Source organism: Psychrobacter sp. ASPA161_9 (assembly GCF_051970275.1).
Lineage (GTDB): Bacteria > Pseudomonadota > Gammaproteobacteria > Pseudomonadales > Moraxellaceae > Psychrobacter.
This window is the reverse complement of sequence record NZ_JBEFNI010000002.1, coordinates 21,008-35,340: the sequence shown is the minus strand read 5'-3', so window position 1 is coordinate 35,340 and position 14,333 is coordinate 21,008. Positions and strand designations below refer to the sequence as shown.

The following is a 14,333-nucleotide window of genomic DNA, read 5'->3' as shown; positions in this document are numbered from 1 at the left end:
CACTGTTACTATGAAGTTACTATTAATAGGAGCGCATTATGAGCTACCAACATATTTTACTGGTTACCGACTTGCTATCTGATGCCGATATAGTTGCTCAAAGAGCCAAACGTATCCTCGCAGGCTCCCCTGAAGCTAAGTTATCGGTACTGCATATCGTTGAAGATGACATGGTGCGCTTTGGCTATGAGCTAGTACCCGCATCTAGCCTCTCAGGTGATGTCGATGGCAAACATTGGCAAGAAGCACGGGCTAAACTCGCACAGTTCCTTGCACGTAATAATTTACGAGCAGTCAATTCTGAGGTCACTGCTGCCATCTCTAACGATGAAGGTATTGTTAATTACTGTCGTAAAAAGGACGTTGACTTACTTATTATCGGACGTCATGAGCGCCACGGTATCGCTGCATGGTTAATCGGTGCAACCGCAGATAATATCTTGCCCAATGCTCCTTGCGATAGCCTAGTCGTCAAACTTGATCAGCCAGTACCCCAATAAGTTTGGCATGGCTGTCTATCCATTTGGCTGCATCAGTTTGGTTCTATAAGTTTGGCTGCAAAATTAGACATGTCTAAATCCTACCGAGAAGCATAGCGGACTATTTGCCAGTACATATTTAAAAGCCACAATCCATTACTTAACAGCAGTCAATAGTAGTGCTATAGTTAAGACTACTTGCTACGAGGAGATCCTCATGACTTACCAACATATTTTACTGGTTACTGACCTATTATCCGACGCCGACATAGTTGCTCAAAAAGCTAAACGCATCGTTGATAATCGTCCTGGTTCCAAGCTATCGGTACTACATATTGTCAAAGATACTATGGTAGGCTTTGGTTATGAGTTGGTACCTGCCTCGAGCTTATACGATGAGATTGATGATGAGCGCTGCCAAGAAGCGCGCGCAAAGCTGGCAAAGTTTTTAGAGCGCAACGAATTAAATGCGGTAAATTCTGAAGTAACCACCGCCATCTCTAACAGTGAAGGTATCGTTAATTATTGTCATAAGCATGACGTTGATTTACTGGTCATCGGACGCCACGAGCGTCACGGTATTGCTGCATGGCTAAGCGGAGCAACGGCGGATAATATCTTGCCAAATGTGCCCTGTGATAGTTTAGTAGTCAGACTTGATAAACCAGTGTCAAAACGCAGCTAATTTATTGGGCGTAGATAGCACTTAGTATCAAACGCACAGTATCAAATACATAGTATTAGACACAAGAAAGCGCGCTGTAGACAGATATCTACGGCGCGCTTTTTTATGTTTAGTACTATATGTCTAACTGCCTTGTTCTTGAATAATATCTATAAAGGTTTGCCAAATCGGGCTTTGGTGACGGGCTTTATGCCAAACTAGCCACCATGTACGCGACAAATCAATGCCCGCTACTTTTACTTGTACTAGTTTTCCCGCCGCTAATTCTGTCTCAATAACATGTTGCGATAGGCAGCCAAGGCCAATATCTGCACTAACCATATGCTTGATGGCCTCCGACTGTTGAATCGCCATAATGACCTCGGCATCGGGTAGATGCTTGAGCAACTTCTCATCGATAATCTGCCGCGTGCCCGAACCTGCTTCACGCACTAGTAGCGGTAATTTGGCTAACTGCGCTATCGTAATATTATAAATATTCTCATTTTCTTGATAATCAGCCAAACCTACCAACCATTTGCTATCGCGTTTAGCAAAGATCATCAAAGTATCTGTCCGCCATTCTCGCTGTTCAATGGCTTTCATATCTGTCGGACGCGGCATACCTTCTACTAAGGCAATATCAATATTTAACTGCTCGACTTCGCTAACCACTTCTTGGGTATTAGCAATATACATATCGACATTGGCATCCGGCAGCGCCTCGTATAGCTTGGCAAGCAGCGGCGGCAATACATAGTTGCCGATAGTGGTACTCGCCCCAATATGAATCTGCCCTGCTTGATACTTATGATAATGCTCAAGCGTTAGTGACTGCCCCAAGATTGCTTGCGCTTGTACATAAACGGGATGGGCATTAGGGTGCTGATTGAGCCTGCGCCCTACCCGCTCAAATAATGGCATCTGCAATCTTGCTTCTAGTTCAGTCAGCGCGCTACTGACTGCCGACTGTGATAGGTGCAACTCCTCACTAGCACGACTGGTGCTACCCGTCTGATAAATACTAACAAATACCGCCAATTGTTTTAGCGTAATCTTCGGTAGCGTCTGCATCGCTTTTTTCATTATTAAATTACACCTTATGCCAGCCTCTCAATATCATTTATTGATATTAACTCCTTAATAATACCTTACTAACCTAAAATTTCGATAATTTATATCTTATTAATCTGTTTTTATTATAAATCAGGTTGGCTTATACTGTCTATTCATAAGCTTATGCTTATTTTGATTTTCTATAATAGGATGCGTCCGTCATGCACGCTTTTGCCCAATCAGTGAATCATTATTTTCCAACTAACCGTCACTTAGCAGGGCTGGTTGTGGTTCTGATCGGTAGCCTATTTTGTTTATGGCTTAATACCAGTTTAGACACTTGGTCGAACGGCCGTATCGTTGGACTATCATCCTTAACATTAGCAATTTTGCTCGGTATGCTATTGGGCAATACGGTTTATCCTAATTTCGCTGAACGCTTAAATGCTGGGGTATGCTTTGCTAAAGGGCAGATTTTACGCCTAGCCATTATGTTTTACGGCTTTAAGCTGACAATGACCCAGGTCGCCAGCGTTGGTATGCCAGCGATTATGACTGATGCGCTAGTATTGACTTCAACCTTTTTATTAACCTACTGGCTGGGTACTAAGTGGCTAAAAGTCGATAGAAAAACAACTTTATTAATTGGTTCAGGCGCTAGTATTTGCGGTGCAGCAGCGGTAATTGCAGCAGAGCCAGTGGTCAAAGCTGAAGCGCATAAAGTTACTATCGCTGTAGCAACGGTTGTGGTGTTTGGCACTATTGCTATGCTCCTCTACCCTTTTTTATATCATCTCGGCTGGTTACAGCCTTGGCTAAACGCCCAACAGTACGGTATTTATACAGGCTCGACCATCCATGAGGTAGCGCAAGTCGTGGTCGCAGGTAATGCTATTAATCCTGAGGTTGGGAATACGGCTGTCGTGACCAAAATGATACGAGTCATGATGCTTGCGCCATTTTTACTTATCTTATCCTTTGCTTTAACCAAGGGCGACAATGAAAATAACGATGAGAAGTTGTCGTTTATAGCGCGTGTCAAACAAGTCAACGTACCGTGGTTTGCCTTTATTTTTATTCTTATCGTCATACTGCATACATGGGTGCCAATGTCTGAGGGCTTTGAGCAGAGTATGGTTATGCTAGATGACGTCTTGCTAACGATGGCGATGTTTGCACTGGGTTTAACGACCCATTTGAGCGCGATTAAGCAAGCTGGCGTTAAGCCGCTCATCTTAGGCGCTATTATGTTTGGTTGGCTGATCGTTGGCGGTGGTCTGATTAATATTAGCATTAGCTCTATCTAACTGATTCAATTACTTAATATAGTCAGTCCTAAATAAAAGAAGTACGAAAATTATAACGCGCTACTGGGATAATTTTTCCTTGCTTGCTGTGCCTACGCAGACAGAGGCTGCGCAACCTATATTTAGAAGAAAGTATCCTAGTAGTGCTGTATTTATCTTATAGTGGATCGACTATACCTATCGCTCAACATTCATCACATTTTCCAAAATCAAAAATGCCTACGACTATCGCAATAGTACGTAGGCATTTTTAATTCTATACTTTGACTTCAAACCATTTGGCATAAAGCTAAAGTTATAGATATTAAGCTTTCAACATTAAATAGCTTACACTAAATCGCAAACGAAAAAAAACGAACCCGAAGGTTCGCTTTTTTATTCATCTTGCTCTAACTATTATCTATAAAAGATAAATTAGATAGCAACGATGTTATGGGCTTGTGGGCCTTTTTGACCTTGAGTTACAGTGAACTCAACTTCTTGGCCTTCAGCCAAAGTTTTGAAACCTGAACCAGTGATTTCGCTGTAATGAGCAAAAACGTCTGCGCCAGTTTCTGGAGCGATAAAACCAAAGCCTTTAGCTTCGTTGAACCACTTAACTGTACCTTTTTGAGTATCTGACATACTAATAATCCTACTTTTTAATTTATTTGTGGCCTAGTGACCGGTAACGCTTGCAAATAGCTACTGAACGATAAATATTAAAACGAAGGATTATAACTAATACTACGAGGTAATGATTTGGTGCAGAACTGCTCTTAAGCTTGAGCGTATTATAAGACGCTAATCCCATTAGCGCAAGCTTTATCTGAAATTTCATGTAAACGAATATATAAAATCGTGCTTTTTATCCGCTATTTGGTGTTTATTTAGCGTTTGGAAGGCGGAACAAATACACCGCTACCCCACTACATACAACGGCTACCACCCATGCCATCCACATCATATCTGCTGGTATTTTATAAAACAACATAGCTGTAGATAATGCCATCATAATAGTCGCAAGCCACTTAGCGTAGCGCGGTACGGCATGATTATCTTCCCAATCACGGACAAACTTGCCAAAAAACTTATGATTGATCAGCCAAAAGTGAAAGCGTCTTGAACTACGCGCCCAGCAACCTGCTGCCAATAATATAAATGGCGCTGTCGGCATTACGGGCAACAACACCCCAACAATACCTAAAACAAAGAATATCCAACCCATGATAAGAAAAGTCCAACGCACCGTAGGGTTAGCGGACTGGTTGGTCTTTGGTCGGTAATAAAAGGCATTTTTCTTTTCAGTCATGAAAGTGATATCGGTTGGCAATAGAAAGTAGATAGCTATGGATGAGTTTAAGATATGAGATTATAGCTACCTATATAAGTGTGTAAGCATGCAATATCACAGAAAATTGCGCAAGATTATTTTTGCGACATTTTGCTATTAATAGGTATGTTTAATTGGGGCTTGAGTAAATAGGAAGATTTAAGTGAAAGATAAAATATTATCAAGATGCTAGGGCGTGTCCTCAATCTGAACGAGTGAACCTCAAATGGATAAATTCAGCGGAACAAAAAAACCGCTCACAGTTGAAGCTGTAAGCGGTTTGCATCCTATAAAGCACTCTCGACAAATAGCCTCTAAACCAATATCAACGCGATGATCGGAAATATCAAAAAATAACCAAAGACGGCCAAAATCGCGTACTTGGTCTCGATGTCTTTGCCATTAAACTTTATTCTAGCCAGCGTATCGCCGAGTTTCAAAATTGAGATGCTATAGAAGTAAAAGGCGAATAGAAGAAGCACAATACTAATAGTGAATATCGCAAGGGAAGAAAGTGCGCCAAAGAAGACAACCGTTCCAGGGAATAAAATTTCACCTTTTATAATTAAAACCAGTAGAACGATAGCGGCACCGGACGCAGACGCATGAAAAAATATAATGTCATGCAAGGTGGCATCAGATCTATAAAAGCTGGTCTCGATATCCAGCTTATCGCTACTCAGCGCTCTTGGCATAGCGTCTCTATCGATGATGGATTTATACCCTTTTATATTACTCACGGTAACGAGGAAGGTAAAGAACGTCAGGGCGACCCAAAAGACTACGTGTATATTTATCATAGTAATTATCCCTAAATCTATGGAAACATCACTTAAAAATATTTTTATACCAATACATCTCAAACATAATGGTTTCTGTGTATATAGAACTTATTCTTAAGAAAGTGAGTGCTCTTGTATTTATATTATCAGCCCTATCACGTTGATTTGTAATAAAATGTCTAATGCATAGCTTTGCTGTAGCGATGCTAGTCGATGTTGCACTTGCTGCTAGTGTGTCCGGTGAATCGTATGTGTGTAGTATCTGATTTGGTTTTGTTTTTGGCGTAAAAAAAACCGCTCACAGTTTTTTGGGCGGTTTTATTTTTGACGATAGTATTCTGACTTACTTATTCTAACGATTGAATTTGATTCAATGGAGTGTCGGCTGATAACACAAAAAATAGGCTGTCTATATCCGCAGCCAGTTTGGATAAATTAACTTCAAACTCAGCTTGGATGCCTTTATTTACCGTTGGCCGCGACTCATAATGGGTGATCTTGGTTTGCCCGCAAGGTGAGGTTGGCTGATTGTAAGACACCATGTAATCATCATTGATCAGTTTGCCTGCTGCGTCTAAAGCAAAGCAGCTGATGTCCATCTCTATCGTGCTTTGGCGGGTGAACTTGAGCGTGATGGGTGCGGTATCGTCAATAGCAAGGTTGCTTAGAGGCGCACGTTGTCCTACGGTGAGATAGTTCATGGTGTTCCTTAACGTTGAGTATGTCTTTTAACTGCCACAATTATCTGCCATGTTAGTACAGCGAATAAAATATAAAATAATAAACTTATAAACTCAATTCCGCTTCTACCTACTAGAAACCTACTAAGCGGTAAGAAATTTTTTGCGAAGTTGTTAGCTTTAATTGATAAGTTGTCGAAACCAGAGTTCCAAAAATATTTATTTTCAATAAAAAATGAGCTATGCCAGTCAATTATTTCTGAAAATATAAAAATACTAGCTACCAACCAGCCAATAGGCAGCATATAATTACTACCAAAACTTGAAATCCATCTATTCAAAAATAATATAGCCAAACCCATTTAAAAGTGTTATAAACTAATTATTAAACCCAATTGTTATCATAAAGACCATGACTTACTCACTAGATTTTCGCAAACAAGTACTAAAAAGCTTAGACGAGGGTATGACCATTGCCGGGGCGGCTGAGTTCTATAATCTCAGCCCAACCACCATACAAAACTGGAAGAGACGTGTTCATAGCAAAACAATCAGGCAAACCAAACCCTATAAAATACCAGATGACGTGCTACTTAATGATGTCAAAGAACATCCTGATGATTACCAGTATGAGCGAGCACGTCGTTTAAATTGTAGTAAAACAGGCATTTATCATGCCCTAAAGCGCCTAGGCATCAGTCAAAAAAAAGACCTTAGAGCATCCAAAAGCTTGCCCAATAAAAAGAGCGGCGTATCAGGGAAAGCTTGATAGCTTTACGCAGCAAGGCTATCCCATTGTCTATATGGATGAAAGCGGCTTTGAGCACGAGACCATCCGCTCTCATGGCTATGCGCCGATCGGTAAGCCTTGTATCGATAGCTACAACTGGCAAGGTAAAAAGCGAACCAACGTTATTGGTGCTCTGTATGAAAAGATGCTGTTTGCGCTTGATTACTTTGAGACAAACATCAACAGCATCGTCTTCTATCACTGGTGCAAACACAAGCTAATCCCAAGTCTTAAAACCAAATGCGTGATTGTGATGGATAACGCCAGATTTCATAAGAGCAAACGCATTCAAAAGCTACTAAACAGGCACGGGCATCGTATTCTTTGGTTGCCGCCGTACAGCCCAGACCTAAACCCTATCGAAAAGAAATGGGCTCAAGTGAAGTTTCTACGCCAAGGTTGGATGCAAAATGACTTATCCAAATTGTTTTATGATATTTGTCCAAGGCATAACATTTTTATTTTGAACTGACTATACTTAAAATATTACATAAGAGATAAAAAAGCCACCATAAAATGGTGGCTTATCTATTATGCTTACTTTTGCGCGAGGAACGAGCGCCGAGCGAATCTTTTAAAAAACACCGAGCCATGACCCGCATATTTACCCCCTATTAAAGGACTCTAATGCTGAGGCCATGCTTTTTAAGCTTTTGCTTTATTTACAACGCTTTCAACTGCTCCATCTGCTCCGCCATAGCTTTCAACTGCCCTTCTAACTCAGCCAGTTTTGCCTTCTCAGCATCGACCACTTCCGCAGGCGCTTTACTGACAAAGCCTTCATTACCCAGCTTACGCGCGATACCGTCGGCCTGCTTTTGTAGCTTTTCATGCGCCTTGTCAAGACGTGCTAGCTCAGCCGTTGGGTCAATCAGACCTTTCATCGGTACGAGTACACGTAGCTGCCCAACCATACTTGATGACGATAGTGGCACCTCATCGCCTTCTTTTAGTATCTCTAAGCTTTCAACTTTGGCAAGCGCCTTAAACTGATTTTTGATACGTGATAGACGCGCATCTTCATCAGCAGAGATATTTTGTAGCAGCACTGGCAGACGTACCGCATTACCCAGCTTCATTTCACCACGAATGTTACGGACGCTAGCGATCAACTCTTGTAGCCACGCCATATCAGCTTCGACTTGCTCACTGATTTGAGCGTTATCGGTTTGTGGGTAGTCAGCGATGACGATGCTATCGGTATTTTTACGATCTAATAGCGGTGCAACCGTCTGCCAGATTTGCTCAGTCAGATACGGCATGATTGGATGGCTAAAGCGTAGCGCAGTCTCTAGCACGTGCAGTAGCACATAGCGAATTTGCGCTTTACGCTCGTCCGATACCGAGTCATCATTGAGGCTGGCTTTGGCAAGCTCTACGTACCAATCACAGTATTCATTCCAGATAAACTCATAGATATCTTGGCTGACCATATCAAGGCGATACTGAGCAAAATGCTGATGAATGTCTTTGATGCTGGAGTTCAGACGGCTCATAATCCACTTTTCTGGTAATTCCCAAACGTCAGGATTTGCGCTTTGGTCGATAGGCTTGGCATTGCCTTCTCTATCAACGCAGTTCATCAGTACAAAGCGGCTGGCGTTCCAGATTTTATTACAGAAATTACGATAGCCCTCGACACGTTTGAGATCAAAGTTGATATCGCGACCAGTACTGGCAAGCGAGGTAAAAGTAAAGCGCAGTGCATCGGTACCGTAAGCTGGGATGCCTTCTGGGAATTCTTTACGCGTTTGCTTCTCAATTTTGGCCGCGTCTTTTGGATTCATCATATTGCTAGTGCGTTTTTCTACCAGCGCTTCAAGGTCGATACCGTCGATGAGGTCGATAGGATCTAAGACGTTGCCCTTAGATTTGGACATCTTTTGTCCATTGCCATCACGCACCAGACCATGGACATAGACGGTCTTAAACGGTACTTGTGGCGTGCCATCTTCGTTCTTAACAAAGTGCAGGGTCATCATAATCATGCGCGCGACCCAGAAGAAAATAATGTCAAAACCAGTCACCAACACGCTGGTCGGGTGAAAGGTTTCAAGCACGCGCGGATCAGCGTTAGGATCTGCCCAGTCCAACGTACTAAACGTCCACAGACCTGAGCTAAACCACGTATCAAGCACGTCATCATCTTGGCGCAGTTTCACATCAGCGCTTAGACTATATTTACTGCGTACTTCGGCTTCATCACGAGCGACATAAATCTCACCAGTCGCGTCGTCATACCATGCTGGGATACGATGTCCCCACCAGAGCTGGCGGCTGATACACCAGTCTTGCAGATTGTTCATCCACGCCATATACATGTTTTTATATTGCGCAGGGACGAACTCGATGCTGCCATCTTCGACCGCATCAATCGCAGGGCCAGCCAGCTTATTAACAGCGACATACCATTGATCGGTCAGCCATGGCTCAACGATGGTACCGCCGCGCTCAGCGCGCGGAGCTTTAAGGGCGTAGTCTTCAACTTCTTCTAGCCAGCCCTGCTCGCCTGCTTGCTCCACAAGGAATTTACGTGCGGCAAAACGCTCAAGTCCTGCGTACTCGCTTGGCGTAGTTTCTAACGTTGGCTCGCGCGTTTGCAAATCAATATAGACTTCCATTGCAGGTAAGATATTGGCGCGCTCATCGAGGATATTAATCAGCGGTAAGCTATGACGACGACCTAATTCATAATCGTTAAAGTCATGTGCTGGGGTAATTTTTACGCAGCCAGTCCCAAAGTCTTTTTCGACATAATCATCGGCAACGATAGGCACGACGCGACCAGTAATTGGCAAGGTAATGGTTTTACCGACTAAATGAGAATAACGCTCGTCGCTTGGGTTAACGGCAACTGCGGTATCACCGAGTAAAGTTTCAGGACGTGTAGTGGCAACGACTAGATAGTTTTTACCATCTTGGGTGGTCAGGTCTTTGTCAGTGAAATGATAGCGGAAATGCCACAAGCTACCCTTTTCATCATGGTTTTCAACTTCTAAATCAGACAGTGCTGTTTGGAATTTAGGATCCCAGTTGACCAAACGCTTACCGCGATAAATGAGACCATCATCGAATAGACGAACGAATACTTCTTTTACCGCATTGGATAAGCTATCATCCATGGTAAAGCGCTCACGTGACCAATCCACCGAGCTGCCAAGCCGGCGAATCTGACGGGTAATATTGTCACCCGACTCTTCCTTCCATTCCCACACTTTATCGATAAAGTCTTCACGTTTCATATCACGGCGCTTAATACCTTGCGCTTCTAGACGACGCTCAACGACCATTTGGGTGGCGATACCAGCATGATCCGTACCCGGTTGCCACAGCGTGTTGTCGCCATCCATGCGGTGATAACGCGTCAAGGCATCCATAATGGCATTATTAAAGCCATGACCCATATGCAACGAGCCAGTGACGTTTGGCGGCGGCAAGGCGATAGAGAACGACTCGTCTTTATCAAAGCTCGGCTTAAAATAACCACTGTCTTCCCAGCCTTGGTACATGCCTGCCTCGACCTGTGCAGGATTATAGGCATTCTCTAATTGACTTAAAGCGGCTTGGATAGATTTGGTCAAATGATTGTTGCTATCAGGATTACTCATAAGGCTCTCAGACTAAAACGTAAATGGATTAAATAGAATGGCTTAAATAGATATTTATAATATGACGCACAAGCAAAGCTATCGCTGAATTCATACAATTAACCAACGCAAGCAGGGTTAAAAAATACTGCCAACGATAGATAATAATAGAACAGGTGCGTAAATAAAAAGTTAGTGCGATGATTTTATCTTATATGAGCAAATTTTGTTAGCATCTGATGCTTTTTCCTTACTTGCAATGCTTTTCCATATGTCACTAGTGATCAAATTGATTTAGTTATTTGTCATCTCAGCTTTATTTAGGTTATGTTACTGGCGAGTTTTCTTTGCCGTAATTCCTATCTGCACCATCTCTGCACACTGCAAATGGAAAGCTGTCTACACTCATAATCTTATATAAGCTTATCCTTATGTCTAACATTACCAGCAAACCTGATAAAGAACCTGCTCCTAGCAACAAGCTTGATAATAGCGATGATGTCGAAGAAGATAACGAGACGCAAGCGATCGAAAAATTAAAGGACGAAGATTTTCCTAAAGAGTTTAGTGATGAAGATAAAGAAACCATTAAGGAAGTCGCCAGTGACAGCAATCTTAGTGAGCCCAAAAGCTATGCCAGTATCCTAGTCGAACAAGTCATCGATGCCAAGGAAACTTTTAATCGCTCGCTTGGCTCATTGTTTACCAGCGCTTTTACTGCTGGGCTAGAGATTGGTATCAGTTTATTTGTCATTCTTTCTGCTTTTGCGCTACTTAACGAAGTAATCCCTAGTCACTATGCAATAGTGTTGGCTTCGCTACTTTATCCAATAGGCTTTATTATCGTGGTTATTGGTCAGTCGCTATTATTCACTGAGCAGACCTCACTGTTGAGCCTACCCGTGTTAAACAAGATAGAACCACTACATAAGCTTCTGCGTCTATGGGGCATTGTCATTGCCGGAAATATCGTTGGTGGTTGTATATTTGCCGCCTTGATGATTGGTCTGGGCTTGAATATGGATCTGTTTAGTGTCAGCGATATTGATGCTTATGCTGAGCATGTTTTGGGGTTTAAATGGTGGGTTATCTTTGGTAGTGCGGTATTGGCAGGCTGGATGATGGGCGTTGCAGCTTGGCTTGTGACCTCGGCACGCGATACGATTAGCCGCATTGTATTGGTCACTCTCATTACTGGTAGCATTGGGTTTTTGGGCTTACATCACAGTATCGTTGGCAACATCGAGGTCTTCTCAGCATTACTATATGGTAATACGGTTAGTTTATGGCGTTATTTGATATTTTTAGTGGTGGTATTAGTTGGTAATACAGTGGGCGGCGTGGTGTTCGTCGCGGTATTAAAAAACCGTACCTTCTTATTCGATGTGGCGAAGGTAAAGCAGCAAAATAAAGAGGATAAAAATGACAGAATAGCACGGATGAATGGACGGCAGCGTTAACGCGTTTTAGGGTTTTCGGTACTGATAACCGCAGTGCCGTAAGCAATGGCTTCCACCATACTACCCAGCTGATTGATATTACTGACTTCTAGACGTAAGCCATAAATGTGGTTGTAGCCTTTTTCTTGTGCTTGGGTACGCATACGCACTAAGGCTTCACGGCGCGAACGATCTAGCAAGGTTTCATAGGTGGTTAGGTTTTTGCCAAATAAGCTTAAGACCCGAGCAATCACCATTTTGAAATAATCTTGCGCAATAACGACGCTACCCAGTACCAGCTCACCTTCACTATTAGCGGCAAGGTTGGCTCGATAAAAACGCTCGCTGGATACGATAATATGAGCCAGCTCTTTTTCTGCCACTGTCAGCTGTGCTAAATGCTGACGTTCATGACGCATACCAAAAAACCAACCGACTGCGAATAATAAAACAAACGGCCCATAGTTAATGAGTATTTGAGTCATAGAATCATTCATGGCACGTCTCTTATCTTAAAAGCGAAAGTGAAGTTGCAACAGCTTTGCAGTCGGTTCACTATCATTAGCCAAAGGGATTAAAACGTGGTAACTCATCAACTGGGGTTTGCGCTGGGCTTGGTTGTTGTTGATTAGACTGATAATCACCGGGTGGGTTGTACGGTGGCTGCGGTGACATAGGTTGTTGTTGCATACGTACGGCTTTAACAGCAGTACCATAAACAAACAGCTCTGAGGCTCCTTGTGCAATGCTAGAGGTCGAAAAACGCAGACCGACCACTGCATCAGCGCCTAATGCTTCCGCCTTGACAACCATGCGATCTATCGCTTCTTGGCGTGACTCTTCTAACAGCTCTGTATATGCCGTTAGTTCGCCGCCAACGATATTTTTGAGTCCGGCAAATAAGTCTTTACCGACATGCTTTGAGCGCACAGTACTGCCGTATACCACATCCAAGCGTTCGGTGATTTGATAGTTAGGCAAGTGCTCAAGATTAGAGAGTTGCACAGTCATGGTATTACCTTATCAGTGACTTGTCGTATAAATCAGTGAAGATGAATCAATGAAAATAAATCAGTGACAGCATTTATCTATAAATAAATGCTGTCTACGGACAAATCTAGTCATTGGTATGGAACAATAAAAACAATTCAGTCAAATTGCCTTCAATGCTGTTTGCCATCTGTGCCATCTTGTCTTCATCAGCACGCATCTGTGCAAGTTCTGGGTCTTCATCATCAATACCGCTGAGCAGAATCATTGGTAAGGTCAATACGGCGACATCTTCAGCAGTATCTTCAGATTCAAACCAGTCGCTAGCTTCATCACCATACATAGCATCTACAAAGCCAATCGACCAAGCTACGATATCTGACTCATCTGAAAAGTCGACAGCGACTTCTTCATTGCCAGCATCTTCACCAAAAGGCAGCTCAATAGGCGTCTCATTTTTCAGTTCAGCCATGATAGAGGCGCGCCAGCGATGAATGCCGTCGATGACGTTTTCTGGAAGCTCACTAACATGACCTTCAAACAATGCATCTATCCAGTTTGGCAGTGGACGTCCGATAACCGTGGCGGTCAAAAAGCCATGGGTGGCGACACTATCGAGCACAAACTGGCTCTCTTGGTTGTCTAAAAATTCCATTAATTCATCGAAGCTTAATTGGTTGCTCATGGGGTACTTATCCTTGGGTCGATAGATAGCATAATAACTAATAGTAAAAACCAACTTGATTAGCTACTAACACCCTATCTATTAAATACATTATCAAATGCTATAAATAAAATTCACGATTATCATAAAAATAGAGTGAATGTCATCAGTTTAGCTTAGCATAATTGGGTATCGATAAGCTGTTACGTCCTATTATATAACCCAATCGCTAACTGACTTCCGACCAAAGGCTTAAATATCGTCGTCATCATCCCAATCTGCATCGAAGTCATCATCGTCGTCATCACCTAAATCGTCTAGCTCGTCTTTTAGTGCTTTGGCAAGACGTTTTTCTTCTAGTAAATTATCAATCAAACGACGTTTTTCAAGGCTACTTAAACGTGTGCGTACACTGGTCTCTGCCTCTTCAACCATCTTCGCATCATCATCATCGGCAAACTCACCATCAAAATCATCATCGATATCAGTATCACTCATGACTAACTCCTATTATTTGGGCAATAAATACAAAATACATTGATATACTTATGCCTTATAAAGTCTCAGTCGCACCTTGTCAATC

Annotated in this window: 16 protein-coding genes; 6 read left to right on the top strand and 10 right to left on the bottom strand. The window is 42.6% G+C overall.

The genetic code is table 11. The features are described 5' to 3' along the window. Nucleotides 1–38: 38 nt before the first annotated feature. Nucleotides 39–500: a universal stress protein gene (locus ACTQ9S_RS03205; RefSeq protein ID WP_068037855.1), complete on the top strand. Its 462-nt coding sequence runs from the start codon at nt 39–41 to the stop codon at nt 498–500. A gap of 196 nt (nt 501–696) precedes the next feature. Further along, nucleotides 697–1,164: a universal stress protein gene (locus ACTQ9S_RS03200; protein WP_068037856.1), complete on the top strand. Its 468-nt coding sequence runs from the start codon at nt 697–699 to the stop codon at nt 1,162–1,164. A 123-nt stretch (nt 1,165–1,287) separates the two neighbouring features. Here ACTQ9S_RS03200 and ACTQ9S_RS03195 read toward each other — a convergent pair whose 3' ends face one another. After that, nucleotides 1,288–2,229 carry a LysR substrate-binding domain-containing protein gene (locus tag ACTQ9S_RS03195; RefSeq protein WP_440453730.1) on the bottom strand — a complete coding sequence of 314 codons (942 nt, stop codon included), beginning with the start codon at nt 2,227–2,229 and terminating at the stop codon, nt 1,288–1,290. Between the two features lie 191 nt (nt 2,230–2,420). On the opposite strand from ACTQ9S_RS03195, the gene ACTQ9S_RS03190 reads away from it, so the two are divergent. Further along, a complete protein-coding gene (locus tag ACTQ9S_RS03190; RefSeq protein WP_440453728.1) occupies nt 2,421–3,506 on the top strand; it encodes a YeiH family protein in 1,086 nt (361 codons plus the stop codon). A 414-nt stretch (nt 3,507–3,920) separates the two neighbouring features. On the opposite strand, the gene ACTQ9S_RS03185 is transcribed toward ACTQ9S_RS03190, so the two are convergent. From ACTQ9S_RS03185 to ACTQ9S_RS03170, 4 genes are all read right to left on the bottom strand, one after another. Then, nucleotides 3,921–4,130 (bottom strand): cold-shock protein, encoded by a 210-nt coding sequence (locus ACTQ9S_RS03185; protein ID WP_010201661.1) that lies wholly within the window; start codon nt 4,128–4,130, stop codon nt 3,921–3,923. Nucleotides 4,131–4,371: 241 nt separating this feature from the next. Continuing rightward, on the bottom strand, nt 4,372–4,797 hold the full coding sequence (locus ACTQ9S_RS03180) for a YbaN family protein (RefSeq protein ID WP_068037862.1): 426 nt from the start codon (nt 4,795–4,797) through the stop codon (nt 4,372–4,374). Nucleotides 4,798–5,132: 335 nt separating this feature from the next. After that, complete coding sequence (locus ACTQ9S_RS03175) at nt 5,133–5,618, bottom strand: hypothetical protein (protein WP_440453727.1); 486 nt, start codon at nt 5,616–5,618, stop codon at nt 5,133–5,135. Nucleotides 5,619–5,947: 329 nt separating this feature from the next. After that, entirely contained in the window at nt 5,948–6,301 is a 354-nt protein-coding gene (locus tag ACTQ9S_RS03170; RefSeq protein WP_440453725.1) for a TerD family protein, read from the bottom strand. Nucleotides 6,302–6,692: 391 nt separating this feature from the next. On the opposite strand from ACTQ9S_RS03170, the gene ACTQ9S_RS03165 reads away from it, so the two are divergent. Together ACTQ9S_RS03165 and ACTQ9S_RS03160 are read left to right on the top strand one after the other, a co-directional pair. After that, nucleotides 6,693–7,049 carry an IS630 transposase-related protein gene (locus ACTQ9S_RS03165; protein WP_440453723.1) on the top strand — a complete coding sequence of 119 codons (357 nt, stop codon included), beginning with the start codon at nt 6,693–6,695 and terminating at the stop codon, nt 7,047–7,049. Beyond that, complete coding sequence (locus tag ACTQ9S_RS03160; RefSeq protein ID WP_149031835.1) at nt 7,018–7,542, top strand: IS630 family transposase; 525 nt, start codon at nt 7,018–7,020, stop codon at nt 7,540–7,542. Before ACTQ9S_RS03165 ends, ACTQ9S_RS03160 begins: the two co-directional genes overlap by 32 nt. Before the next feature lie 190 nt (nt 7,543–7,732). Here ACTQ9S_RS03160 and ACTQ9S_RS03155 read toward each other — a convergent pair whose 3' ends face one another. Beyond that, nucleotides 7,733–10,678, bottom strand: coding sequence for a valine--tRNA ligase (locus ACTQ9S_RS03155; RefSeq protein ID WP_440453722.1), 2,946 nt, complete (start codon nt 10,676–10,678; stop codon nt 7,733–7,735). Nucleotides 10,679–11,088: 410 nt separating this feature from the next. Between ACTQ9S_RS03155 and ACTQ9S_RS03150 the strand changes: the two genes are divergently transcribed. Next, complete coding sequence (locus tag ACTQ9S_RS03150) at nt 11,089–12,117, top strand: formate/nitrite transporter family protein (protein ID WP_440453721.1); 1,029 nt, start codon at nt 11,089–11,091, stop codon at nt 12,115–12,117. Here ACTQ9S_RS03150 and ACTQ9S_RS03145 read toward each other — a convergent pair. The 4 genes from ACTQ9S_RS03145 to ACTQ9S_RS03130 all read right to left on the bottom strand — a co-directional run bounded on the left by ACTQ9S_RS03145 (nt 12,114) and on the right by ACTQ9S_RS03130 (nt 14,248). Further along, entirely contained in the window at nt 12,114–12,593 is a 480-nt protein-coding gene (locus ACTQ9S_RS03145) for a YbjQ family protein (RefSeq protein WP_350655998.1), read from the bottom strand. The two genes, ACTQ9S_RS03150 and ACTQ9S_RS03145, sit on opposite strands and share 4 nt — an antisense overlap. A gap of 64 nt (nt 12,594–12,657) precedes the next feature. Next, on the bottom strand, nt 12,658–13,101 hold the full coding sequence (locus tag ACTQ9S_RS03140; RefSeq protein WP_343286423.1) for a YbjQ family protein: 444 nt from the start codon (nt 13,099–13,101) through the stop codon (nt 12,658–12,660). Nucleotides 13,102–13,213: 112 nt separating this feature from the next. Beyond that, nucleotides 13,214–13,771 carry a UPF0149 family protein gene (locus ACTQ9S_RS03135; protein ID WP_068037883.1) on the bottom strand — a complete coding sequence of 186 codons (558 nt, stop codon included), beginning with the start codon at nt 13,769–13,771 and terminating at the stop codon, nt 13,214–13,216. A 231-nt stretch (nt 13,772–14,002) separates the two neighbouring features. After that, nucleotides 14,003–14,248 (bottom strand): hypothetical protein, encoded by a 246-nt coding sequence (locus ACTQ9S_RS03130; protein WP_068037886.1) that lies wholly within the window; start codon nt 14,246–14,248, stop codon nt 14,003–14,005. Nucleotides 14,249–14,333: the final 85 nt, after the last annotated feature.

What these genes read in the sequence shown, in the direction of transcription:
- ACTQ9S_RS03205 (WP_068037855.1), top strand. Translation starts at nt 39, where the DNA reads ATGAGCTACCAACATATTTTACTGGTTACCGACTTGCTATCTGATGCC.
- ACTQ9S_RS03200 (WP_068037856.1), top strand. Translation starts at nt 697, where the DNA reads ATGACTTACCAACATATTTTACTGGTTACTGACCTATTATCCGACGCC.
- ACTQ9S_RS03195 (WP_440453730.1), bottom strand. Translation starts at nt 2,229, where the DNA reads ATGAAAAAAGCGATGCAGACGCTACCGAAGATTACGCTAAAACAATTG.
- ACTQ9S_RS03190 (WP_440453728.1), top strand. Translation starts at nt 2,421, where the DNA reads ATGCACGCTTTTGCCCAATCAGTGAATCATTATTTTCCAACTAACCGT.
- ACTQ9S_RS03185 (WP_010201661.1), bottom strand. Translation starts at nt 4,130, where the DNA reads ATGTCAGATACTCAAAAAGGTACAGTTAAGTGGTTCAACGAAGCTAAA.
- ACTQ9S_RS03180 (WP_068037862.1), bottom strand. Translation starts at nt 4,797, where the DNA reads ATGACTGAAAAGAAAAATGCCTTTTATTACCGACCAAAGACCAACCAG.
- ACTQ9S_RS03175 (WP_440453727.1), bottom strand. Translation starts at nt 5,618, where the DNA reads ATGATAAATATACACGTAGTCTTTTGGGTCGCCCTGACGTTCTTTACC.
- ACTQ9S_RS03170 (WP_440453725.1), bottom strand. Translation starts at nt 6,301, where the DNA reads ATGAACTATCTCACCGTAGGACAACGTGCGCCTCTAAGCAACCTTGCT.
- ACTQ9S_RS03165 (WP_440453723.1), top strand. Translation starts at nt 6,693, where the DNA reads ATGACTTACTCACTAGATTTTCGCAAACAAGTACTAAAAAGCTTAGAC.
- ACTQ9S_RS03155 (WP_440453722.1), bottom strand. Translation starts at nt 10,678, where the DNA reads ATGAGTAATCCTGATAGCAACAATCATTTGACCAAATCTATCCAAGCC.
- ACTQ9S_RS03150 (WP_440453721.1), top strand. Translation starts at nt 11,089, where the DNA reads ATGTCTAACATTACCAGCAAACCTGATAAAGAACCTGCTCCTAGCAAC.
- ACTQ9S_RS03145 (WP_350655998.1), bottom strand. Translation starts at nt 12,593, where the DNA reads ATGAATGATTCTATGACTCAAATACTCATTAACTATGGGCCGTTTGTT.
- ACTQ9S_RS03135 (WP_068037883.1), bottom strand. Translation starts at nt 13,771, where the DNA reads ATGAGCAACCAATTAAGCTTCGATGAATTAATGGAATTTTTAGACAAC.
- ACTQ9S_RS03130 (WP_068037886.1), bottom strand. Translation starts at nt 14,248, where the DNA reads ATGAGTGATACTGATATCGATGATGATTTTGATGGTGAGTTTGCCGAT.